This window comes from Nocardiopsis sp. LOL_012 (assembly GCF_048060475.1).
In the GTDB taxonomy this organism is placed as follows: Bacteria; Actinomycetota; Actinomycetes; order Streptosporangiales; family Streptosporangiaceae; genus Nocardiopsis.
On record NZ_JBHMIV010000052.1, the window covers coordinates 1 to 21,853 of the forward strand.

The 21,853-nt window shown below is 72.3% G+C and carries 19 protein-coding genes, 1 other RNA gene and 1 pseudogene; 11 read left to right on the top strand and 10 right to left on the bottom strand.

The features are described 5' to 3' along the window. The first annotated feature begins 376 nt into the window (after positions 1-376). The 5 genes from ACFHWE_RS22490 (at position 377) to ACFHWE_RS22510 (ending at position 5,028) form a co-directional block, all read left to right on the top strand. A complete protein-coding gene (locus tag ACFHWE_RS22490) occupies positions 377-1,408 on the top strand; it encodes an iron-siderophore ABC transporter substrate-binding protein (RefSeq protein WP_416603862.1) in 1,032 nt (343 codons plus the stop codon). 22 nt (positions 1,409-1,430) lie between these two features. Next, positions 1,431-2,453 carry a FecCD family ABC transporter permease gene (locus ACFHWE_RS22495; RefSeq protein ID WP_416603863.1) on the top strand — a complete coding sequence of 341 codons (1,023 nt, stop codon included), beginning with the start codon at positions 1,431-1,433 and terminating at the stop codon, positions 2,451-2,453. Then, a complete protein-coding gene (locus ACFHWE_RS22500; protein ID WP_416603864.1) occupies positions 2,450-3,487 on the top strand; it encodes a FecCD family ABC transporter permease in 1,038 nt (345 codons plus the stop codon). The genes ACFHWE_RS22495 and ACFHWE_RS22500 overlap by 4 nt, the downstream gene beginning before the upstream one ends. After that, positions 3,484-4,275 carry an ABC transporter ATP-binding protein gene (locus ACFHWE_RS22505; RefSeq protein WP_416603865.1) on the top strand — a complete coding sequence of 264 codons (792 nt, stop codon included), beginning with the start codon at positions 3,484-3,486 and terminating at the stop codon, positions 4,273-4,275. Before ACFHWE_RS22500 ends, ACFHWE_RS22505 begins: the two co-directional genes overlap by 4 nt. A gap of 138 nt (positions 4,276-4,413) precedes the next feature. Next, on the top strand, positions 4,414-5,028 hold the full coding sequence (locus ACFHWE_RS22510; protein WP_416603866.1) for a TetR/AcrR family transcriptional regulator: 615 nt from the start codon (positions 4,414-4,416) through the stop codon (positions 5,026-5,028). 74 nt (positions 5,029-5,102) lie between these two features. Here ACFHWE_RS22510 and ACFHWE_RS22515 read toward each other — a convergent pair whose 3' ends face one another. The 5 genes from ACFHWE_RS22515 to ACFHWE_RS22535 all read right to left on the bottom strand — a co-directional run bounded on the left by ACFHWE_RS22515 (position 5,103) and on the right by ACFHWE_RS22535 (position 10,015). Further along, positions 5,103-6,317: an acyl-CoA dehydrogenase family protein gene (locus tag ACFHWE_RS22515; protein ID WP_416603867.1), complete on the bottom strand. Its 1,215-nt coding sequence runs from the start codon at positions 6,315-6,317 to the stop codon at positions 5,103-5,105. Continuing rightward, complete coding sequence (locus tag ACFHWE_RS22520; RefSeq protein ID WP_416603868.1) at positions 6,317-7,336, bottom strand: phosphotransferase family protein; 1,020 nt, start codon at positions 7,334-7,336, stop codon at positions 6,317-6,319. The genes ACFHWE_RS22515 and ACFHWE_RS22520 overlap by 1 nt, the downstream gene beginning before the upstream one ends. Continuing rightward, positions 7,333-8,115, bottom strand: a complete 783-nt coding sequence (locus tag ACFHWE_RS22525) for an SDR family oxidoreductase (RefSeq protein WP_416603869.1) — start codon at positions 8,113-8,115, stop codon at positions 7,333-7,335. Before ACFHWE_RS22525 ends, ACFHWE_RS22520 begins: the two co-directional genes overlap by 4 nt. Before the next feature lies 1 nt (position 8,116). Beyond that, positions 8,117-8,872, bottom strand: coding sequence for an SDR family oxidoreductase (locus tag ACFHWE_RS22530; protein ID WP_416603870.1), 756 nt, complete (start codon positions 8,870-8,872; stop codon positions 8,117-8,119). Between the two features lie 186 nt (positions 8,873-9,058). After that, positions 9,059-10,015 (bottom strand): quinone oxidoreductase family protein, encoded by a 957-nt coding sequence (locus tag ACFHWE_RS22535; RefSeq protein ID WP_416603871.1) that lies wholly within the window; start codon positions 10,013-10,015, stop codon positions 9,059-9,061. 145 nt (positions 10,016-10,160) lie between these two features. Between ACFHWE_RS22535 and ACFHWE_RS22540 the strand changes: the two genes are divergently transcribed. Next, entirely contained in the window at positions 10,161-11,639 is a 1,479-nt protein-coding gene (locus ACFHWE_RS22540; RefSeq protein ID WP_416603872.1) for a carboxylesterase/lipase family protein, read from the top strand. Positions 11,640-11,692: 53 nt separating this feature from the next. On the opposite strand, the gene ACFHWE_RS22545 is transcribed toward ACFHWE_RS22540, so the two are convergent. The 3 genes from ACFHWE_RS22545 to ACFHWE_RS22555 form a co-directional block, all read right to left on the bottom strand. Further along, on the bottom strand, positions 11,693-14,083 hold the full coding sequence (locus ACFHWE_RS22545; RefSeq protein WP_416603873.1) for a Tex family protein: 2,391 nt from the start codon (positions 14,081-14,083) through the stop codon (positions 11,693-11,695). Positions 14,084-14,168: 85 nt separating this feature from the next. Beyond that, entirely contained in the window at positions 14,169-14,522 is a 354-nt protein-coding gene (locus tag ACFHWE_RS22550; protein ID WP_416603874.1) for a hypothetical protein, read from the bottom strand. 98 nt (positions 14,523-14,620) lie between these two features. Beyond that, positions 14,621-15,481, bottom strand: coding sequence for a deoxyribonuclease IV (locus tag ACFHWE_RS22555; protein ID WP_416603875.1), 861 nt, complete (start codon positions 15,479-15,481; stop codon positions 14,621-14,623). A gap of 92 nt (positions 15,482-15,573) precedes the next feature. Between ACFHWE_RS22555 and ACFHWE_RS22560 the strand changes: the two genes are divergently transcribed. The 5 genes from ACFHWE_RS22560 (at position 15,574) to ACFHWE_RS22580 (ending at position 18,816) form a co-directional block, all read left to right on the top strand. Continuing rightward, on the top strand, positions 15,574-16,440 hold the full coding sequence (locus ACFHWE_RS22560; protein ID WP_416603876.1) for a Nif3-like dinuclear metal center hexameric protein: 867 nt from the start codon (positions 15,574-15,576) through the stop codon (positions 16,438-16,440). 95 nt (positions 16,441-16,535) lie between these two features. Next, positions 16,536-17,297, top strand: coding sequence for a zinc ribbon domain-containing protein (locus ACFHWE_RS22565; RefSeq protein WP_416603877.1), 762 nt, complete (start codon positions 16,536-16,538; stop codon positions 17,295-17,297). After that, entirely contained in the window at positions 17,294-17,953 is a 660-nt protein-coding gene (locus ACFHWE_RS22570; RefSeq protein ID WP_416603878.1) for a histidine phosphatase family protein, read from the top strand. The genes ACFHWE_RS22565 and ACFHWE_RS22570 overlap by 4 nt, the downstream gene beginning before the upstream one ends. A 16-nt stretch (positions 17,954-17,969) precedes the next feature. Continuing rightward, positions 17,970-18,348: RNase P RNA component class A (gene rnpB, locus ACFHWE_RS22575), an RNA gene on the top strand. Between the two features lie 324 nt (positions 18,349-18,672). After that, positions 18,673-18,816 carry a hypothetical protein gene (locus tag ACFHWE_RS22580; protein ID WP_416603879.1) on the top strand — a complete coding sequence of 48 codons (144 nt, stop codon included), beginning with the start codon at positions 18,673-18,675 and terminating at the stop codon, positions 18,814-18,816. Here the strand turns inward: ACFHWE_RS22580 and ACFHWE_RS22585 are convergent. Next, complete coding sequence (locus ACFHWE_RS22585; RefSeq protein ID WP_416603880.1) at positions 18,771-21,128, bottom strand: SulP family inorganic anion transporter; 2,358 nt, start codon at positions 21,126-21,128, stop codon at positions 18,771-18,773. The two genes, ACFHWE_RS22580 and ACFHWE_RS22585, sit on opposite strands and share 46 nt — an antisense overlap. 343 nt (positions 21,129-21,471) lie before the next feature. Continuing rightward, positions 21,472-21,853 (bottom strand): annotated as a pseudogene (locus ACFHWE_RS22590) (hypothetical protein); the annotation flags it as partial.

A 21,853-nucleotide genomic window follows, 5' to 3' on the forward strand; every position in this document is an offset into this window, starting at 1 on the left:
AGGATGTGGGTCGGGTGATCATTACGGGGGAGACGGTGGTGGACAACGTGAATCCGACGATCGTGCGTCGGGGGTTGTCGGAGGGCGGTCCGGAGGAGAAGTCCGCCTGACCGTGTCCGATACGTCACCGTGTGAACTCTTCCGGTGCCTTCAGGGTCGTTCGGGGGTCGTTGCCCCATTGTGATCATGGGTGGGCAAGCCTGGCCCGGCAGGCGATCCCGGAGCCTCGCTCTCTCGATGTCGAGAGGTGAGGTTAGTCTAACCTTCCTTCGTGATGTATGGTCCGTCCTGTTCCTCGTGCGGTCCCCGGAACCCTCCCCGCACGGCCTCCGGCCATGAGGACGCCCCTCCTCGCCACGAAGAAAGCAGTACCAGCATGGACTCCACTCTCCTGCGCCTCGGCGCTCTCGGCTCGGCCGCCCTCCTGACCCTGGGCCTGGCCGCCTGCGGCTCCGAGCCCGCCGCCGAGGAAGGCGACACCGCCGCCTCCGGCGACGGGGCCTTCCCCGTCGAGATCGAGCACGCCCTCGGCACCGCCGAGATCACCGAGACCCCCGAGCGCGTGGTCACCCTCGGACAGGGGTCGGCCTCGATCGCCTTCTCCCTGGGCACGACCCCGGTCGGCATCGAGCGCTACGACTGGGGCAGCGACGAGACCGGCTACGTCCCCTGGCTCTACGAGGCCGTCACCGAGGCCGGTGAGGAGCTGCCGGAGCAGTTCACCGGCGGCACCGAGATCGACTTCGAGGCCATCATCGAACTGGAGCCCGACGTCATCCTCGCCCCTTGGTCGGGCATCACCCAGGAGCAGTACGACATCCTCGCCGACATCGCCCCCACCGTCGCCTACGCCGAGGAGGCGTGGAACGCCGAGTGGGACCAGCAGATCGAGGTCGTCGCCCAGGCCCTGGGCAGGCCCGAGCAGGCCCAGGTCCTCATCGACGACATCGGCGCGCAGTTCGCCGAGGTCCGCGAGGCCAACCCCGAGTTCGCCGACCTCACCTTCTCCTACATCTTCACCGAGGGCCCCGGCACGCTCGGCGTCATCATGCCCACCGAGCAGCGCGTGGCCATGGTCAGCAACATGGGCCTGACCGTCGACCCGGTCGTGGAGACCTTCGAGGAGCGCGAGGGCACCGACTCGGCACTCATCGGCCTGGAGAACGCCGACCAGCTCAGCGGCAGCGACCTGCTCTTCACCTTCTACAGCGACCCCGAGTACCGCGCCGAGATCGAGGCCCAGGAGCTCTACGCCTCGATCCCCGCCATCGAGAGCGGCGCCGTCGTCGCCGCAGAGGAGAACTCCTTCGTCACCGCCTCGTCGATCATCAACCCGCTCACCGTCCCGTGGATCCTCGACCGCTACGTGCCGCTGATCCACGAGGCCGCGGCGAACGTCGACGGCTGACGACCCCTTCGGTGCAGCGATCGTGAACACACTCACGGCCCTGCCCCGGCGAGGACCCGCCCGCACCACCGTCGCGCTCGGCGCGGGTGCTGCGGCCCTCGCCGGGGCGGCCATGCTCAGCCTCGTCCTGGGCGGGCGCCCCACACCGCCCGCAGACCTGTGGGCGGTCCTGACCGGCCAGGCGGACGGCTTCACCACCGCCGTGGTGGCCAGCCGCGTCCCGCGCACCGTGGTCGGCGTCCTGGTCGGCGCCGCGCTGGCCCTGGCCGGAACCCTGATGCAGGGCGTCACCCGCAACCCGCTCGCCGACCCCGGCCTGCTCGGGGTCAACGCGGGCGCCGCGGCCGCCGTGGTCACGGCCACCGCCCTGTTCGGCACGGTCTCGACCGCCGAGGCCCTGTGGTGGGCACTGCCCGGCGCGCTCGCGGCCGGACTCGTCGCCCACGCCGTCGGCAGCGGGGGCGGCAGCGGGGGCGGCGGGGCCGCACGCCTCGTGCTCGCCGGAGCGGTGGTCTCCGCCGTTCTGACCGCCTACGTCCAGGCGGTCTCACTGAGCATGCCCGAGGTGTTCGACTCCTACCGCTACTGGGTCGTCGGCTCCCTGGCCGGACGCGACTTCGGTGTCGCCCTGACGGTGCTGCCCGTCATCGCCGCCGCGGTCGTCGCGGCCCACTTCGCGGCGGGCGGGCTCAACGCCCTCGCCCTGGGGGAGGAGGCCGCCCTGTCCACCGGAGTCAACACCGCCGCCGTGCGCGCCACCGCGCTGGTCGCCGCGACCGCCGCGGCCGCCGCGGCGACCGCGGCGGTGGGCCCGATCTCGTTCGTGGGCCTGGCGGTGCCGCACATCGTCCGGGCCATGGTCGGCGTGGACTTCCGCCTCCAGGTACCCTTCGCCCTGCTGGTGGGCCCCACCCTGCTGCTGCTCTCCGACGTCGTGGGCCGCACCGTCGCCCGGCCCGTCGAACTCATGGTCGGGGTGGTCACCGCCTTCGTGGGCGCCCCCGTCCTGCTCTACGTGGTCCGCCGGATGCGGGGCAGCGCATGAGGCGGACCGGACCCGTACTGAGAGTGGGGCGGTTCCTCGCCCTGCCCCTGCACGCGCGCGCACTGCTGTGGGGCGGAATCTACCTCCTCCTGTTGGCGGCACTGGCCGCCCTGACCCTCACCGTCGGCGGCATGGGCATCCCCCTCGCACGCATACCCGCCGTCCTGGCAGGGGGCGGTGAGGCCACCGAGGCCTTCGTCCTGGAGCGGCTGCGCGGACCGCGCCTGGCCGTGGCCGCGTGCACCGGCGCCGCCCTGGGCGTGGCGGGGGCCCTCTTCCAGACCGTCACCCGCAACCCCCTGGGAAGCCCCGACGTCATCGGCCTCGGCGCGGGCGCCGGCGCCGGAGCGGCCGTCGCGGCCCTGCTGCTGCCCGGCGTCCTGCCCGTCCCCCTCGGGGCGCTGGGCGGGGCGGCCCTGGCCATGGCCGTCGTGGCCCTGGCCACCGGCACCGGGCTGCGCCACCCCCGGCGACTCATCGTCGCCGGGATCGGCGTCGCCGCCATGGCCCAGGCCTTCACCCAGTACGTCATCGCCGCGCTGGGCCGGGACGAGGCCTCCCTGCTCGCCTCCTACCTGTACGGGAGCCTGAACGCCCGGTCCTGGGAGCACGCCGCGACCATCGCGGCCGTGCTGGTCCTGGCCGTGCCCTGTGCCACGGCGCTGTCCGGACGGATCGCGGTCAACGAGATGGGCGACGAACTCGCCGACGGGCTCGGTGCGAGCGCCGCGGCCACCCGCGTCGGCGCCATCGCGCTGTCGGTGGTGCTGTCGGCCGCCGCGGTCGGGGTCGCCGGACCGATCGCGTTCGTGTCGCTGACCGCGCCGCAGATCGCGCGCAGGACCACGGGCGTCCCCGGCCCCAACCTGGCGGTGTCCGCGCTCGTGGGCGCATTGCTGCTGGCCGCCGCGGACCTGGCGGTGCAGCGGTTCCCGGCCGCCGACGGGCTGCCGGTGGGCATCGTCACCATGGCCCTGGGCGGCGTCTACCTGGGCTGTCTTCTGATCCGAGAATGGCGGAGGGGTGTGCTGTGAGCGACGACGGACCGGTGCTGGCCGCAGAGGGCCTCACCCTGGGCTACGGGGGCGACCCGGTCGTGCGCGAGCTGGACCTGGAGGTGGCCGAGGGGGAGTTCACCGTCATCGTCGGCCCCAACGGGTGCGGCAAGTCCACCCTGCTCAAGGCGCTGGGCCGGGTCAACACCCCGGTGTCGGGGCGCGTACTGCTGGGCGGACGCGACATCCGATCCCAGCGCGCCAAGGCGGTCGCGCGCCGCCTGGCCCTGCTACCGCAGAGCCCCATCGCGCCCGAGGGCATCACCGTCCGGGCGCTGGCCGCGCGCGGGCGCTTCCCGCACCACACCCTGCTGCGGCAGTGGAGCCCCCGGGACGAGACGGCGGTCGACGAGGCCCTGGAGCTGACCGGGACGACCGGTCTGGCGGGGGAGCGGGTGGGGGCCCTCTCCGGCGGCCAGCGCCAGCGCGCCTGGGTGGCGATGGTCCTGGCCCAGGACACCGGCGTCCTGCTGCTGGACGAGCCGACCACCTATTTGGACATCGCCCACCAGTACGATCTGATGGAGCTGTTCGCGCGGCTGCACCGCCAGGGGCGGACGATCGTCGCTGTGCTGCACGACCTCGCCCAGGCGGCCAGGTTCGCCACCCGGCTGGTGATGATGAGCGGTGGACGCGTGGTCGCCGACGGCGCTCCCGGGGACGTGGTCACCGCGCCGCTGGTGAGCGAGGTGTTCGGGCTCGCCTGCGACGTGGTCCCCGACCCGCGCACGCGCACCCCGCTCGTCATCCCGCACGAGCGCCCCTGAGCCGGGACGGAGCCCTCGTGCCCCAGGGTGCCGGTCCGGATTCTTTCAGTTATCAAGCGCGCAAGGTACCATCCGGTCGGTATGCTGGGTCGGATGATCGGCGGTCCCGCGGGGGCCGGGGCGCGAAGTGAGGCTGACATGGTGCAGGGACAGCGGACGGCGGAAACGGACTCCGTTCGGGGGCCGGTGCCCGAACGCCTGCTCGCCGCCGCCACCCGGCTCTTCGCCGAGCGCGGCTTCGAGGGGACCTCGGTCCAGGAGATCGTCGCCGCGGCGGGCGTCACCAAGGGTGCGATGTACCACTACTTCGGCTCCAAGGACGACCTGCTCTACGAGATCTACGCACGGGTGCTGCGCATGCAGACCGAGCACCTGCTCCGCTTCTCCTCACAGGACGCCCCCGTCGACGAGCGCCTCCGCGCCGCGGCGGCCGACGTCATCGCCACCAGTATCGCCAACCTCGACGACAGCGCCATCTTCTTCCGCTCCATGCACCAGTTGGACCCGGACAAGCGCCGGACGGTGCGCGCGGAGCGGCGGCGCTACCACGAGATCTTCTGCGACATGATCCGCCAGGGCCAGGGCGAGGGGATCTTCCGCGACGACGTCGCCGCGGGCCTGGTCGCGGACTACTTCTTCGGATCGGCGCACCACCTGAGCAGTTGGTACAGCAAGGAGGGTCCCATGACCGGCGAGGACGTGGGCCGCCAGTTCGCCGACCTGCTCATCACTAGCCTGCGACCCAAGGAGTGACCGTCCTGCCCTGACGGAGGCGGGGCGCTCCGGCGGACCTGCCGCCGAGACGCCCCGCACACGGGCTCCGAACCCTACTTCTTGTACTTGCGCAGCTCGGCGCGGCCCAGCGAGCGCAGGTGGACCTCGTCGGGTCCGTCCGCGAGCCGCAGGGAGCGCACGCCCGCGAGCATCCCGGCCAGCGGGGTGTCCTGGCTGACCCCCATGGCGCCGTGCGCCTGGATGGCCTTGTCCAGGATCCACTCCACCGTGCGCGGCGTGGCGATCTTGATCGACTGGATCTCGGTGTGGGCGCCCTTGTTGCCCACGGTGTCCATGAGGTAGGCGGTCTTGAGGACCAGCAGGCGCAGTTGCTCGATCGCCACCCGGGCCTCGGCGATCCACTCGCGCACCACGCCCTGGTCGGCGATCGGCTTGCCGAAGGCCACCCGGTCCAGCACACGCTCGCAGGTCAGCTCCAGCGCCCGCTCGGCCATGCCGATGGAGCGCATGCAGTGGTGGATGCGCCCGGGGCCCAGGCGGGCCTGCGCGACGGCGAAGCCCTCGCCCTCCCCGCCGATGAGGTTCTCCGCCGGGACCCGCACGTCGTCGAAGACCAGTTCGGCGTGGCCGCCGTGGTCGCCGTCGTCGTAGCCCAGGACCGTCATACCGCGCTCGATGGTCAGGCCCGGCGTGTCGCGCGGCACCAGTACCATGCTCTGCTGCTTGTGGCGCGCGGCCTCGGGGTCGGACTTGCCCATGACGATGAACACCTCACAGGCGGGGTTCATCGCACCGGTGATGAACCACTTGCGCCCGTTGATGACGTAGGAGTCGCCGTCGCGGACGATGGAGGTGGTGATGTTGGTGGCGTCGGAGGAGGCCACCGCCGGTTCGGTCATGGCGAACGCGGAGCGGATCCGCGCGTCCAGGAGCGGCTCCAGCCAGCGCTTCTTCTGCTCCTCGGTGCCGAACATCGTCAGCACCTCCATGTTCCCGGTGTCGGGAGCGGCGCAGTTCAGCGCGATGGGGGCCAGTCGGGGGCTGCGGCCGGTGATCTCCGCCAGCGGGGCGTACTGGAGGTTGGGCAGCCCGCCGTGCTCGGGGTGGCCGGCCAGGAACAGGTTCCAGAGGCCGCGCTTGCGGGCCTCGGCCTGGAGCTCGGCGATGATCGGCGGCCGGGTCCAGCGGTTCTCGCGCGCGGCCAACTGCTCCTCGTGCACCGACTCGTTCGGGTAGATGCACTCGTCCATGAAGGCCAGGAGCTTGGCGCGCAGCTCCTCGGTCTCCTTGTCGTAACTGAAATCCATCAGTCCTCCTTGAGGGTGGCGTGGGCGCGCTCGACGAGCGGGGCGACGATCTCACCGATTCCGTCGAAACCGGCTCCGACGGTGAGTCCTTGGGTGTGCCTGAGGTAGATGCCCTCGGCGATCACCGCGAGTTTGAAGCAGCCGAAGGCCACGTACCAGTTGAGCCTGGACACGTCGCGGCCGGTCGCCGCGGCGTACATCTCGACCAGCTCCGCCGAGCTCGGGAAGCCCTCGGCGGCGGTCGCGGCGACGCCCTCGCCGCCCACGGCGGTGTCCCGGTCGCGGTAGACGATCATCAGGCCCAGGTCCACGAGCGGGTCGCCGAGGGTTGCCATTTCCCAGTCCAGCACCGCGCTGATGCGGTCCTGCCCGTCCACGAGGGCGTTGTCCAGCCGGTAGTCGCCGTGCACGATGCCGGGGGCCGACTGCTCGGGCAGCGTCTCGGCGAGCCTGGCGTGCAGTTCGTCGATACCGGGGATCTCGCGGCTGCGCGAGGCGTCGAGCTGCTTGCGCCACCGGCGCACCTGGCGCTCCAGGAAGCCCGCCGGGCGGCCGAAGTCGCCCAGTCCCACCTCCTCGGGCACGACCGCGTGCAGGGCACCGAGGGTGGCGACCAGGTTCTCGGCCACGCCCCGGACGCGCTCCGGCCCCAGGGGGGAGATCTCGTCCAGGGTGCGGAAGGGGGTGCCCTCCACGTACTCCATGACGTAGAAGGGCGAGCCCAGGACGTGGGCGTCCTCGCACAGGACGTGGGTCCGCGGCACGGGGACGGCGGTGTCGCGCAGCGCCGTCATCACCTTGTACTCGCGGGACATGTCGTGGGCGGTGGCCAGCACGTGACCGAGCGGCGGCCGGCGGACCACGAACTCCCGCTCGCCGTCGCCGACCAGGTAGGTGAGGTTGGACTTGCCGCCGGCCAGTACACGGCCCGTCAGCGGGCCCGAGGCCAGGCCGGGAACGGCGCCCTCCAGGTACTCCCGCAGGCGTACCGGGTCCAGGCCCGGTAGCTCCTCGGTCATGCGCTCTCCTCCCCGGGGGAGACCTTCGCCCGGAGGCGGCGCATCCCCGACAGCCAGGCGTCGGTGTCGGTGGCGCGGGCCTTGTAGTAGTCGGCAACCTCGGGGTGGGGCAGGATGAGGAACCGTCCGTCGGCCAGGCCCGCCATCACGGCGTCGGCGGCCTCCTCCGGCGTGATCGCGTCCCTGGACAGGATGGCCTTGCCGGTGTCGCCGCTGCCCTCCAGCATGTTGGTGCGCACACCGAGCGGGCAGATGCACTGCACGGTGATGCCGCGGTCGCCGTAGTTGACCGACAGCCACTCGGCGAAGGCCACGGCGGCGTGCTTGGTCACCGAGTAGGGTGCGCTGCTGGGCATGGTCAGCAGGCCCGCGGCCGAGGCGGTGGTCACGAAGTGCCCGCGCCCGCGCTCCACCCACGCCGGGACCAGCTCCTTTGCGGCCCGCACGTGCGACATGGTGTTGATCTGCCAGGACCTGTTCCACTCCTGCTCGGTGGAGTCCAGCCCCAGCCCGCTGCCCAGGCCGGCGTTGGCCACGTACATGTCGATGCCGTCCAGGTGGGCCCCGGCCTCGGCGATCAGGGCGGTGACGCCCTCCTCGCCGGCCGCGTCACCGGGGACGGCCACCCCGCCGATCTCGGCGGCCACGGCCTCGGCGGCCCCGGCGTCCAGGTCGTTGACGACCACGCGCGCCCCGGCGTCGGCCAGGCGGCGCGCGATGGCGGCACCGATGCCGTTGCCGGCGCCGGTGACGACGACCCCCGCGTCCTCGAACTTCATGTCAGACACCTCCGGTGAGAGTCGTGCCGCCGTCGAGGACCAGGGTGCGCCCGGTGACCCAGGAGGCGTCCTCGGAGAGCAGGAAGGCGACCGCGCCGGCCACGTCCTCGGGGACGCCCAGGCGGGCCAGCGGGTAGCCCTCGGCGACCTCCTCCTCGCGCCCCTCGTACAGGGCACTGGCGAACTTGGTCTTGACCACGGCCGGGGCGACGCCGTTGACGCGTACCCCGGGGGCCAGCTCGACGGCCAGCTCCTTGGTGATGTGGAGCAGCATGGCCTTGCTGGCGCCGTAGAAGCCGATGCCGGGCGCGGGCTTGGTGCCGGCCACGGACGAGACGTTGACGATGGCGCCGCCGTGCTCGGCCATCCACGCCTTGTGGGCCTTCTGTACCCACGAGACCGCGGAGAGCACGTTGACCTCGAAGATCTTGCGGGCCGCGTCCAGGTCCAGGTCGACCATCCGCCCGTAGACCGGGTTGATGCCGGTGTTGTTGACGAACATGTCGATGCTGCCGAAGGCGTCCAGGGTCGCGGCGATCGCGGCGTCCTGGTGGGCGGGGTCGTCGGCCTTGCCCGGCACGGCGATGGCGTGGTCCGGGCCGCCCAGGGTCTTCACGGCCTCTTCCAGGGCCTCGGCCCCGCGGGCCGTCACGCACACACGGGCGCCTTCGTCGACGAGTCGCTGGGCGATGGCCAGGCCGATGCCTCGGCTCGCCCCGGTGACGATGGCGGTCCGTCCGCCGAACCGGGATGTCATGGAGTTCTCCTTTTAGACCGACTGGTCGGTATGCACAGGGGACGACTCTACGTGGCGCGGCGGGCGCGCCGCAAGGGGAGGCGGCGCCCTGACGCGCGACGACGGCGTGTGGGCGGCGCCTGCCTCCCCTCGTTCTTCTCCCCCGTGGTCCCCAAAGGGATCTATGACGTAAAGGTGGGTTATGTCCTACTTGGACGGGTCAAGGGTGAGCTTGCCGATGGTCGCGCGGGCCCGCAGGTCCTCGTGGGCCCTGCGGGCCTCGGAGAGCGGGTAGGTCTCACCCAGAACCGGCCGGAGGCGGCCCTCGGCCACCATCGCGAACATCTCCGCCATGGCGTCGCCGACCACGTCTCCGGGGAGCGTGCGCGCGTGCGGCAGCCACATGCCCGACACGGTGGTGGAGAAGCGCATGAGGCTGGGCAGCTTCACCGGGCTGGGCTGCTCGCGCGAGGCCATGCCGTAGAAGGCGAGGCGGCCGAACGGAGCCAGCGACCGCAGGCTCTCGTCGGTCACCCTGCCGCCGACCATGTCCAGCACGGCGTCCACACGCTTGCCCCCGTTGGCCTCGATCAGCGCGGTGGTCATGTCGGGTGCGGCCGAGTCCACTGCGGTGTCCGCGCCCAGTTCCAGCGCGAGGTCGCGCTTGGCAGCGCTGCTGGCGACCGCGATGACCCGGCCGGCGCCGAACGCCTTGGCCAACTGGACGGCGAGCGTACCCACGCCGCCCGCGGCGGCGTGCACCACCACGGACTCGCCCGCCTCCATCCGCACGTTCTTGCGCAGCAGGACCCACGCCGTGGCGCCCTGGACGAGCAGTGCGAGCGCGGCCTCGTCGGAGACCCCCTCGGGGATCTCGAAGGTCATGCCGGGGTCGGCGACGGCCCGCTGCGCGTAGCCTCCGCCGCTGACCATGCCCACGACGCGGCGCCCGTCGGCGGCGCGTCCGGCGATCTCCGCGCCGGGGACCATGGGCAGGCTGGCGGCGGCCAGGTAGCTGTTCTCCGCCTGGTGGGTGTCGGCGTAGTTGACCCCCGACCGGGAGACCTCGACGAGGAACCCGTCCGGCCCCGGCTCGGGGTCGGGAAGCTCCGCGGGGACCAGGACCTCGGGTCCGCCGAACTCGGTGATCTGGATGGCGCGCATGGGGGTCCCTTCACTCGTCTTCTCGTACCGACCAGGTGGTATGTTACCCGCCGGTTGCGGTGTCCGGGCGGCCCGCGCGGCCTTGCGCGGTGTACCTAACGCTGTTAGGACATGTGCATACGTGTAACCCCAGGGGAGGACACCAGTGGACGCCGAACACATCGTGACGACAACGGGCGGCAGAGTCAGGGGCGCCGTATCGCCCACCTCCACGGACGGCCGGGTCACCGTCCACCGGGGCATCCCCTACGCCGCCGCCCCCTTCGGAGAGCACCGCTTCGCCGCGCCCGCGCCCGCGCCCGCCTGGGACGGGGTGCGCGACTGCCTGGAGTTCGGCCCGCCCGCCCCGCAGCCGCACCGCCCCTTCGGCGCGGCCCCCTGGACCCCCGACACCTCGCCGGAGTGCCTGGTGCTCAACGTCTGGAGCGCCGCGAGCGAGGGCGACCTCGCCCCCGTCCTAGTGTGGTTCCACGGCGGCGCCTACATCATGGGCGTCTCCTCCGAAGCCTCCTACGAGGGTACCCGGCACGCCGAGAACGGCCTCGTCGTGGTCACCGTCAACTACCGCCTCGGCTTCGAGGGGTTCGGGCACGTCCCGGGACGTCCCGAGAACCGGGGTCTGCTCGACCAGGCCGCCGCCCTGCGCTGGGTCAGGGACAACATCACCGCCTTCGGCGGAGACCCCGCCAACGTCACGATCGCCGGGGAGTCCGCCGGCGCCGGATCGGTCGTGTGCCTGATGGCCTCGCCCCACGCCGGCGGCCTCTTCCGCCGCGCCATCGCCCACAGCGTCCCCGGCGACACCCTGAGCGTGGACCGGGCCCGCACCGTGTCCGAGCGCATCGCGCGGATCGCCGGCGTCCCGCTGGAGGCCGAGGCGCTGGCCGCCCTGCCGCCGGAGAAGGTCCTGGCCGCCTCCGACGAGTTCATGGCGGCCACCCCCGAGTCTCTGACCTGCTTCGCCCCCGTCGTCGGCGGCGAGGACCTGCCCGTCGAGCCGCTGCGCGCGGTCGCCGACGGCGCCGCCCGGAACGTGGACCTGCTCACCGGCCACAACATGCACGAGTACCGGCTGTTCACCGTGTTGGCGGGCAGCCCCGTGCCCGAGACCGAGGACCTCCTGGAGGTGGCCGCGTCCAAGGCGGGCCTGCCCGAGGGCGCGATCTCCGCCTACCGCGAGGCCATCCCCGGTGCGGACGTCGGCGAACTGTACGAGGCCATCATGGGCGACTCGCTCTTCAGCCAGTACACCGTGCGCTTCGCCGAGGCGCACGCCGCCGCGGGCGGCCGCGCCCACTTCTTCCGCCTGGCGGCCGAGACCACCGTCATGGACGGCAGGCTCGGCGCCTGCCACGCCTTCGACCTGCCCTTCGCGTTCAACAACATCGACACCGACATGGCCCGGTTCATGCTCAACGGCGAGATCTCCGACGACTACCGCAAGCTGGCCGAGCGCTTCTCCGGTGCCTGGAACTCCTTCGCCGCCTCGGGTGAGGCGGGCTGGCCGATGGTCACCGTCCACGCCACACCGGTCAAGGTGTGGAACCTGACCGACGAGGTGCTCCCCGACGACGTCTCACCGGTGCGCCCGCTCTGGGACGGCAAGTCCTTCGACCCGAAGTAGACATGAGCGGGTCCCGCACCCGGGTGCGGGACCCACTCCGGGCCCGGTCGGCGTCACCTGCCGGTCAGACCCGCCCGGCGCAGGGCGTCGGCCATCGCACCCGAGGGGGCGGCCCCGCCGCGGTCGCCGCCGCGCCCGCCCCGGCCGCCGCTGGAGCGCTCACTACCGCCCTGGGCGCGCCCGCCCCGGCGGTCGCCGCCCCGCTCCTCGCCCCGGCCGCCGCGGCGGCCCTCCCCGGAGGGCGCCGCGTCGTCCAGGCGCATGGTCAGCGAGATCCGCTTGCGCTGGGTGTCCACGCTCTGGACCTTGACCTTCACCACGTCACCGGGCTTGACGATCTCGCGGGGGTCGTCGACGAACCTGTGCGACATCGCCGAGACGTGCACGAGGCCGTCCTGGTGCACGCCCACGTCCACGAACGCCCCGAACGCCGCGACGTTGGTGACCACGCCCTCCAGAACCATCTCCGGAGCCAGGTCCGACAGTGTCTCCACCCCCTCCTTGAACGTGGCGGTGGTGAACGCCGGACGCGGGTCGCGGCCCGGCTTGTCCAGCTCGATGAGGATGTCGGTGACCGTGGGCAGGCCGAAGGTGTCGTCCACGAAGTCCTGCGGCCGGATCCGAGCGAGGGCCTTCTTGTCGCCGATCAGCGACGGCAGGTCCGTGCCCAGCGAGTCCAGGATCCGCCGCACCACCGGGTAGGCCTCCGGGTGGACGGCAGAGGAGTCCAGCGGGTCGTCGCCCCCCGGGACGCGCAGGAAGCCCGCGCACTGCTCGAAGGCCTTCGGCCCCAGGCGCGGCACCGAGCGCAGGTCCTCGCGGCTGCGGAAGGGCCCGTGCGCGTCGCGGTGCGCCACGATGTTGCGCGCCAGCGTGGAGGTGACCCCCGACACCCGCGTCAGCAGGGGCACCGACGCGGTGTTGACGTCCACGCCCACACCGTTCACACAGTCCTCGACCACGGCGTCCAGTGACCGGGAGAGCTTCGCCTCGGCCAGGTCGTGCTGGTACTGGCCCACCCCGATCGACTTGGGGTCGATCTTGACGAGCTCGGCCAGCGGGTCCTGGAGGCGGCGGGCGATGGAGACGGCTCCGCGCAGGGACACGTCCAGGTCCGGGAGCTCCTCGGAGGCGTAGGCCGAGGCCGAGTACACCGACGCGCCAGCCTCGGAGACCATGACCTTGGTGAGCTTCAGTTCGGGGTTGCGCTTGAGCAGGTCGGCGGCCAGGCGGTCGGTCTCGCGCGAGGCCGTGCCGTTGCCGATCGCCACCAGGTCCACCCCGTGCCCGGTGCACAGCGCCGACAACCGCGACAGGGAGCCCTCCCAGTCGCGGCGCGGCGCGTGCGGGTAGACCGTGTCGGTGGCCACGACCTTGCCGGTGCCGTCGACGACCACCACCTTCACCCCCGTGCGCAGCCCCGGGTCCAGACCCAGGGTGGCACGCGTCCCCGCGGGCGCGGCCAGCAGCAGGTCCCTCAGGTTGGCGGCGAAGACCTCCACGCCCTCGTCCTCGGCCCGCTGCCACAGCCGCATGCGCACGTCGATGTCCAGGCGCACGAAGATACGGGTGCGCCAGGCCCAGCGGACGGTGTCCTGGAGCCAGCGGTCCGCCGGGCGGCCGCGGTCGGTGATGTCGAACCGGGAGGCGATGGCGTTCTCGTAGGAGCTGCGGGGGACGGTTCCGTCGGCGTTCGGTGCGGGCTCCTCCTCCGGCTCCAGGGCCAGGGCCAGGACCTCCTCCTTCTCGCCCCGGTACAGGGCCAGGACACGGTGGGAGGGCATCGCGGTCAGCGGTTCGGCGAAGTCGAAGTAGTCGGCGAACTTCGCACCGGACTCCTCCTTGCCCTCACGCACCTTGGAGACCAGCCGCCCCTTCTCCCACAGCCGCTCGCGCAGCGTGCCCGTGAGGTCGGCGTCCTCGGCGAAGCGCTCCACCAGGACCGCCCGGGCGCCGTCCAGGGCGGCCTTGGTGTCGGCCACACCCTTGTCGGCGTCCACGTAGGCCTCAGCCGACACCTGCGGGTCCAGCGAGGGGTCGGCCAGCAGCGCGTCGGCGAGCGGTTCGAGGCCGGCCTCCCGCGCGATCTGGGCCTTGGTGCGGCGCTTGGGCTTGTAGGGGAGGTAGATGTCCTCCAGACGGGCCTTGGAGTCGGCGGCGTTGATCCGCGCCTCCAGCTCCTCGTCCAGCTTGCCCTGGGAGCGGATCGACTCCAGGACCGCGGCCCGGCGCTCGGCCAGCTCGCGCAGGTAGCGCAGGCGCTCCTCCAGGGTGCGCAACTGGGCGTCGTCCAGGCCGCCGGTCGCCTCCTTGCGGTACCGGGCGACGAAGGGCACGGTCGAGCCCCCGTCGAGGAGGTCGACGGCCGAGGTGACCTGGTTCGGGCGCACACCGAGCTCCTCGGCGATGCGCTGGTCGATCGTGGGTGTCGCAGGGGTCGTCACTGTTGAAGATCCGCTCTCTGGCTTTCCGGTGCTGGGACATTGTCGCGGCGGGAGCCGCGGTTGTCATCCCGGCACGGGCGGTGCGCTAGAGACCGTTGCCCTCGGTCAGGTCGGGGGCGTAGTACTCGTCCAGCGGGATGGGCCCCCGGTAGCCCTGGCACATGCACTTCTTGTAGGTCGAACCGGGCTGCCCGGTCCACCTGCCGGGGATGACCACCTGGGTCTGGCACTTCTTGGTCTGTGGGTCGTGGAAGACCAGGTGGTGCCCGCATCCGCAGAGGGGCTGGGGGCTCTGCGCACCGCTCTGCACGGCCCGGGCCTGCTCGCCGCGGCGCTCCTGTTCGAGGGCGGCACGCGCCTGGTGCCTGGTCACGAGGCGACCGGTGACGAACCCGACCACCGCGATGACGGCGCCGACCACCATTGACACCGGATCCATCGGACCGCTCCCCTCCCTCGCGGCGACAACGCGCTCCGCCCATTGTCCCCCATGGAGGGACGGATGCCCATGCGGCGCGGTTCCCGGTCCGCCGGGGGTCACTCCCCGCGCAGCCCCTTGAGGGTCGCCACGTCGGCGGCGTGCGGCCCGGCGGGGCCGGGGGTCTCCAGCACGAGCGGCACACCGGCGGAGACCGGGTGGGTGAACAGCTCACCGAACGGTGCGGCGCCGATGTGGCCGGCTCCGATGTTCTCGTGGCGGTCCTTGTTGCTGCCGCACGGGGCCTTGGAGTCGTTGACGTGGACCAGCCGCAGCCGGTGGGCGCCCACGAGCGCGCCGAAGCGGTCCAGGGCCTCGCGCATCCCCTCCGGGGTGGAGATGTCGTGGCCCGCGGCGAACATGTGCGCCGTGTCCAGGCACACCCCCACGTTCGGGTGCCACTCCAGGGCCTCGAAGTAGGGCACCAGGTCGTTGACGGTGGCGCACAACACCTGGCCCTGCCCCGCCATCGGCTCCAGCAGCACCGGCGGGACGCCCTCGCCGAGGCGCTCCAGGACCGGCATGAGCCGCTCCCGGGTGCGCTTCAGCCCGGCCTCGCGCCCGCCCGAGACCGCCGAACCGGTGTGCACGACCACGCCGCGCGCGTCGATCCGCCCGCCGCGGGCCAGCGCGTGCTCCAGAGAGGCGACCGACTTGTCCGCCGTCTCCTCGCTCGGCGTGCCCAGGTTGATCAGGTAGGGCGCGTGCACGAACAGCGGAAGGTCCGTGCGCTCGCGCATGCGCGCGTCCTGTCCGGGGTCGCCGTCGTTGGTCGCCCACCCGCGCGGGTTGGACACGAACACCTGGACCGTCTCGGCGCCGATCTCCTCGGCGTAGGCCAGACCCTTGGCGGCCATGCCGCCCGCGACCGGGACGTGCGCGCCGACGGGGGACCGGGGATGCCGCTGTTCGCCACTCATAACGTCCTCAAGACTAGGGGGCCCGCGGGGGGTGCGCGGCCGTGCCGCCGCTCACAGGCCACGCCCGCTGCTTCGCGGGAGGCGCTAGTGTCGTGGCCGTGAGCACCCAGACCCAGAACCACCGCCTGGCCGACGTGATCGCCGCCTTCGAGGAGGTCTACCCGCCGGGCTGGGCCGCCTCCTGGGACGCCGTCGGCCTGGTGTGCGGTGACCCCGCCCAGAGCGTGGAGCGCGTCCTGTTCGCCGTCGACCCGGTCTCCGCGGTCGTGGACGAGGCCGTGGAGTGGGGCGCGGACCTGGTCCTCACCCACCACCCGCTCATGCTGCGCGGGGTGACCGGTGTGGCCGCCGACACCCCCAAAGGCAGGGTGGTCCACCGCCTCATCCGCGCCGGAACGGCCCTGTACACCGCGCACACCAACGCCGACACCGCCGCGCCCGGCGTCTCGGACGCCCTGGCGCGCACGGTCGGCCTGACAGGGGACCTGTCACCGCTGGAGCCCGACCCGACCGACCCCGGGGGGCGGCGCGGCATCGGGCGCGTCGGCGCCCTGGACCGGCCCATGGTCCTGCGCGACTTCGCCGACCGGGTCGCCCAGGCGCTGCCCGCCACCGCGGCGGGGGTCCGCGTGGCCGGTGACCTGAACCGTCAGGTCACCCGGGTCGCGGTGTCGGGAGGCGCGGGTGACTCCCTGCTGGGCGCGGCCCGGGCCGCGGGGGTGGACGTGTTCGTCACCTCCGACCTGCGCCACCACCCCTCTTCGGAGTTCGTCGAGGCCGGAGGGCCGGCGCTCGTCGACACCGCCCACTTCGCCAGCGAGTGGCCCTGGCTGGCGGAGGGCGCGTCCCACCTGGTGGATGCGCTCGCGCGCAGGCGCGGCCCGGATGGGGCTAACGTGGAGGTCCGGGTGTCGACGACCGTGACGGATGCCTGGTCGCGGGCTTTCTCCCGCGACTGATGCCCCCGGACCGGCCGGGCCCGGACCCCAACTGCACAGAGAACGGGTGTGGGCGGCGAATCCGCCTTCCCAGCCACCCCAGGAGAGCGAGCATCGTGAAAGCCGAACCCGCCGCACAGGCCAGACTGCTGGACCTCCAGGAGCTGGACACCGAACTCCAGCGCCTGGACCACCGCGCCCGGACGCTCCGGGAAGCCTCGGAGGTGGCCGACCTCAAGGAGCGCCTGGAGAAGATCGACGCCGATATCCTCGCGGTGCGGACGAGGATCACCGACACCGGCCGCGAACAGCGCAAGGCGGAGCGGGACGTCGACCAGGTGCGCACCCGTGCCGAGCGCGACGCCAAGCGGATGGAGTCCGGGCAGATCACCAGCGCCAAGGAGCTGCAGAGCCTCCAGTCGGAGATCGCCTCACTGGAGCGGCGCCAGTCCGAACTGGAGGAGGTCGTGATCGAGGTGATGGAGCGCGCCGAGGCGCTGGAGGCCGAGAGCGCGCGCCTGTCCGCCGAGCGCGAGGAGACCGCCGCCGAGCTCACCGCGGCCACCGCGCGCCGCGACACCGCGGCCGCCGAGATCGAGTGGGACCGCACCCGCGCCTCCCAGGACCGCGACCGCGTCGCTGGTGAGGTGCCCTCCGACGTGCTGGGCCTGTACGACAAGCTGCGCGGTCAGTACGACGGGTTGGCCGCGGCCCCGCTGCGCTACGGACGGTGCGGCGGCTGCAAGCTGGCGCTGAGCACCGTCGAGCTCAACGACATCCGCGCGACCCCCGCCGACGAGATCGTGCGCTGTGAGGACTGCCGCCGCATCCTGGTGCGCACCGAGGAGTCGGGCCTGGGACCCAAGGGGCAGCAGTGAGGTTCGGGTGGGTGGCCCCCGACCTGGAACCGACACGGCTCGTGCTGCTGCGCCACGGGCAGACACCGCTGTCGGTGGAGCGCAGGTTCGCCGGCCGGGGCGACATCCCGCTCACCGAGCAGGGCCACGAGCAGGCCAGGGCGGCTGCGCGCCGCCTGGCCCCGTGGCCGATCGACGCGGTGGTGTCCTCGCCGCTGCGCCGCACCCGCGACACCGCGGCCCACGTCGCCCGGGAGCTGGGGCTCCCGGTGGAGGTGGACGAGGGGTTCGTCGAGACCGACTTCGGTGACTGGGAGGGCATGACCTTCGCCGAGGCCCAGCGGGCCGCGGGCGAGGCCGTCGACAAGTGGCTGGCCGACCCGGAGGTCGCCCCGCCCGGCGGGGAGAGCTTCGCCGAGGCGGCCGCACGGGTCGGGGCGGCCCGGGAGGCCCTGGTGGAGCGGCACACCGGCCGCACGGTCCTGGTGGTCACCCACGTCACGCCGATCAAGGCGGTCGTGCAGCAGGCGATGCTGGCCCCGCTGGGCGCGCTGCACCGGATGTTCCTGGAGACGGCCTGCCTGACCGAGGTGGACTGCTACGCGGACGGCCCCATGGTGGTGCGTTCGCTCAACGACACCGCCCACCTGGACGGCACCGCCGCCGGACCGGCGTAGAATGGCCGGGTGAGAGGGAGTCGGCCAGACGGTCGCGGACCCGCGACGCGGGTTCGAGGAAAGTCCGGACTCCACAGGGCAGGGTGGTCGGTAACACCGACCCGGGGCGACCCGCGGGACAGTGCCACAGAAAACAGACCGCCACCGATCGCGGTGGTAAGGGTGAAACGGTGGTGTAAGAGACCACCAGCGGCCGGAGTGATCCGGTCGGCTCGGTAAACCCCACCCGGAGCAAGGTCAAAAAGGGGACCACGGTCCCCGCGCGGATGCCTGAGGGCGGCCCGCCCGAGTCCGCGGGTAGACCGCACCGAGGCCGTCGGCAACGGCGGTCCCAGATGGATGGCCGTCCGGCCCTCCGAGGCCGACAGAATCCGGCTTACCGGCCGACTCCCTCCCTCACACCTTTCTGGCCAGGCGTTCCGTGGACGAGATTGCCGCCGAGGTTCGTCCCAGGGAGAACGTGGGGCCCGAGGTTCGCCTCAAGGCGAACCTCGGGCCCCTGTCCCCGGACACCACGAGGTCCAGGGTGCGCTGATCGGTCATGGGCGACGGTCTCGCCTATCGGGGTTCACCGTGTCGGCGGGTCACGCCGATACATCCCCCCGGTGATGGCTGAAGCCGACCACGCACGGGTAGATTGGCGGTGCGCTCCGCGCCCGCCGGAGGCCGACCGGGGTCGGCGACCGACGGGCATCCGCGTCCACGGGAATGGGTGACTCTTGTTCGACTCCGCCGCCTTCTGGGTGATCCTGTTCGCCTTGCCGTTCCTGGCCATCGGGGTGATCATCGCCCTGGCCATGTACCAGGCCTCAGGCGTTCAGCACGATGAGCGCGACGAGGCTTCCGACGACGCCGAGGGCTGATCCCCGACCGCCGCCTCCCCGCGTTGGTGGGGAACGGCGGTGCCCCGTTCCCCCGGTACGGGGGTGAAGACCCCCGTACCGGGGTCCAACAGGTGGACCCGGGCCGACTCCAGGTCGTAGTACATCCCGGTCAGGGTCAGTCCTCCCTGCTCCACCCGTTCACGGACCACCTCGTAGCTCATGAGGTTGGCCAACTGCACCCGGACGTTGGTCCGGGCCAGGTGGCACAGTGTCTCCGGGGTGGGCGGGCCCTCCGGGTCCCCGGGGGCGGCCGTGGCGCGGTCCAGGCTGGTTCCGGCGTTGGCCAGCCAGCGCCGCATGTGCGCGGTCCCGGCCTCCTCCGCGTCCAGGTGGGCCCCTTCGAGGAGGGCCTTCATCGCTCCGCAGTGGGAGTGGCCGCAGACCACGATCGAGGGCACGCCCAGGACCGTGACGGCGTACTCCAGGGCGGCCCCCACCGACCCGTCCCCGGGCGACCCCGAGGGCGGTACGAGGTTGCCCACGTTGCGCAGGGTGAACAGGTCGCCGGGGCCGCTGGAGGTGATGAGGTTGGGCACCACCCGCGAGTCGGCGCACGTGATGAACAGCGCGGTGGGTTTCTGCCCGAGTGCGAGGCGGCCCATCACCGAACGCAGGCGGTCCGCGGTGCTGGCATGGTACTCGCGGGCCCCCGCGGTCAGCAGGATGAGCGGGTTGGGCTCGCGACCGGTGTCGGCGCGCATCTCCCACGGTGCCCACCAGCGCGCGGACCCCTTGGGCGAGGTCTTTGTGGCGGGTGCGGGTGTGGCGGCGCTGCGGGTGTGCCACTGCTCGTGGTCCTCGTCGATGTCGACGCTGCCGCCGGTGCGCTCGTGGTCCACACGCCAGGCGTGGATGGCCTCGAAGGCGGCATGGTCCATGAAGTCCACGTGCAGGTCGAGGTCGACCGGTGCGCCTTCGGGGACGGTGCGCAGCACGTGGGTGAGCCGCGGCACACCGAGGAAGGTGAGTGAGCCGTGCACGGACACGTGGACCCGGCCGCCGCGCTCCTCGGTGAGGACGGTGAGCTTGGTGAGGCGGCGCAGGGCGATGATCATCGCGAGCGCGAAACCGATGAACACCCCTTCCAGCAGTCCCAGGAACACCGCGCCGAGCAGGGTCGCCAGGTAGATGCCGTGTTCGTGGTGGCGCCGCAGGTCGCGCAGATGGGCGATGGAGACCATCTGCACGCCGATGAACACCAGCAGCGCGGCCAGCGCCGCCATCGGGATCAGCGCGACCACCTGGGCGAACAGCGCCACGAACACCAGCACCCACACCCCGTGCAGAACGGTGGCCAGCCGGGTGCGCGCCCCCGCGCGCACGCTGGTGCTGCTGCGCACGATCGCCCCCGCGATCGGCAGGCCGCCCAGGGCGCCACTGACGGTGTTGGCCGCGCCCTGGCCGACGAGTTCGCGGTCCAGGCGCACACGCTGCCCGTTGTGCAGGCGGTCGACGGCGATGGCCGAGAGCAGGGTCTCCACGCTGGCGACCATGGCCACGGTCGCCACGCCCAGGGCGACGCCGTGCCACTGGCCGGAGGCGGGGAGCAGCGGACCGGTCCAGGCGTCGGAGAGCGAGGCGGGTAGGGCGACGGTGGCTACCTCCCAGTCGGCGAAGGTGGCCACGGCGGTGGCGGCGCCCACGGCGACCAGCGCCGCCGGGACCATCGCGGGCCGGAACCGTCCGAGGGCGGGGATCCGGTTCCACCCGAACATGATCGCGACGGTGATGACGCCGACCGCGACGGCGGGTGTGTGGTTGTGGGTGATCTGCTCGGGCAGGTCGGCGATGTTGGCCAGGGCCGAACTCTGCGGTGCCCCGCCCAGGACCACGTGTAGTTGCGCGAGGGCGATGGTGATACCGACCCCGGCGAGCATGCCGTGCACGACGGCGGGGGAGACCGCGAGCGCGGCCCGAGCGATACGGAAGGCGCCCAGGGTGATCTGGACGAGTCCGGCCAGCAGGGTGATCAGGCAGGTCACGCGCCAGCCGTGGGTGAGGACGAGATCGGCGACGACGATGGTCAGCCCAGCGGAGGGTCCGCTGACCTGGACGACGGAGCCGCCGACCGCTCCGGCGACGATACCGCCGACGACCGCGGCGATGATCCCCGCGATCAGCGGAGCGCCGGTGGCGACGGAGATGCCCAGGGCGAAGGGGACGGCGACGAGGAAGACCACGAACGAGGCGCCGACGTCGGAGGCGGCCCTTCTGTGGTCGAGGCGTGCACGGCGTGCGGCCGTCTGCGCGGGCGGCGGTTCGGGGCGTGCCCCCGGGGTGTCGTTGCGCATGGTGGCTCCGTTCGTTTCGGGCCGGGCGGTCGGGCGTCGGTGCATGCGGACGTCGGGTGTCCGAGTGGGGGAGGCGTGCGGCTGTGTGCAAGCAGCGCGACGAACTCGGAGAGTTCGACATCTGTTACCAACTGTAGTCAATCCGGGGTGGGTCTTGTGACGGACTGTTGCGATAATGGTGATCGTTTTCTTCGTTTCACATCAGGGATCGACCCCTGAGACACAAAGAAACCGCTGGGATGACGGGGAGATCCGTCATCCCAGCGGTGCGCTGTGGTGGTGGCCCGCCTCCCGCGGCGGGAGGCGGGCGTTCACGCGGAGTCACATTCGGGGCCGTGGCCGACTACAGGAACCGGCCGTTCTCATAGCCGCCTTCGTAGTAGGGGCGGTTCGGCTCGGGTGGAGCGCCCTGGTACCCGACGGGGCCCCGGTCCCACGGCTCTCGGACGTCCGGAGCCGGCGGCGTGTTCCAGTGGTCCCGGTAACCGGACTGTTGGGGCTGGGCGGGCCCCTGAGGGCCACCGTACCCCTGGCCCGGGTAGTGGGGCGGAGCGGTGTCGTACCCGGCGAGCGCGTCGCCGACACCGTTCTGGGGGAGGCCGTGTTCCTGGTACCCCCCGGCTCCGGGGGAGGGCGTGTCCGCGTGCGGCGCGTATCCCTGCGGGCCGCTGCCGAAGGGGTAGGTGGGTGTGCTGGTGCTGTCGGGGATGCCGTGCGGTGTGCCC

What these genes read in the sequence shown, in the direction of transcription:
- ACFHWE_RS22515 (WP_416603867.1), bottom strand. Translation starts at nt 6,317, where the DNA reads ATGGATTTCAGTTACGACAAGGAGACCGAGGAGCTGCGCGCCAAGCTC.
- ACFHWE_RS22585 (WP_416603880.1), bottom strand. Translation starts at nt 21,128, where the DNA reads ATGCGCAACGACACCCCGGGGGCACGCCCCGAACCGCCGCCCGCGCAG.
- ACFHWE_RS22535 (WP_416603871.1), bottom strand. Translation starts at nt 10,015, where the DNA reads ATGCGCGCCATCCAGATCACCGAGTTCGGCGGACCCGAGGTCCTGGTC.
- ACFHWE_RS22510 (WP_416603866.1), top strand. Translation starts at nt 4,414, where the DNA reads ATGGTGCAGGGACAGCGGACGGCGGAAACGGACTCCGTTCGGGGGCCG.
- ACFHWE_RS22550 (WP_416603874.1), bottom strand. Translation starts at nt 14,522, where the DNA reads ATGGATCCGGTGTCAATGGTGGTCGGCGCCGTCATCGCGGTGGTCGGG.
- ACFHWE_RS22530 (WP_416603870.1), bottom strand. Translation starts at nt 8,872, where the DNA reads ATGACATCCCGGTTCGGCGGACGGACCGCCATCGTCACCGGGGCGAGC.
- ACFHWE_RS22525 (WP_416603869.1), bottom strand. Translation starts at nt 8,115, where the DNA reads ATGAAGTTCGAGGACGCGGGGGTCGTCGTCACCGGCGCCGGCAACGGC.
- ACFHWE_RS22555 (WP_416603875.1), bottom strand. Translation starts at nt 15,481, where the DNA reads ATGAGTGGCGAACAGCGGCATCCCCGGTCCCCCGTCGGCGCGCACGTC.
- ACFHWE_RS22500 (WP_416603864.1), top strand. Translation starts at nt 2,450, where the DNA reads ATGAGGCGGACCGGACCCGTACTGAGAGTGGGGCGGTTCCTCGCCCTG.
- ACFHWE_RS22490 (WP_416603862.1), top strand. Translation starts at nt 377, where the DNA reads ATGGACTCCACTCTCCTGCGCCTCGGCGCTCTCGGCTCGGCCGCCCTC.
- ACFHWE_RS22520 (WP_416603868.1), bottom strand. Translation starts at nt 7,336, where the DNA reads ATGACCGAGGAGCTACCGGGCCTGGACCCGGTACGCCTGCGGGAGTAC.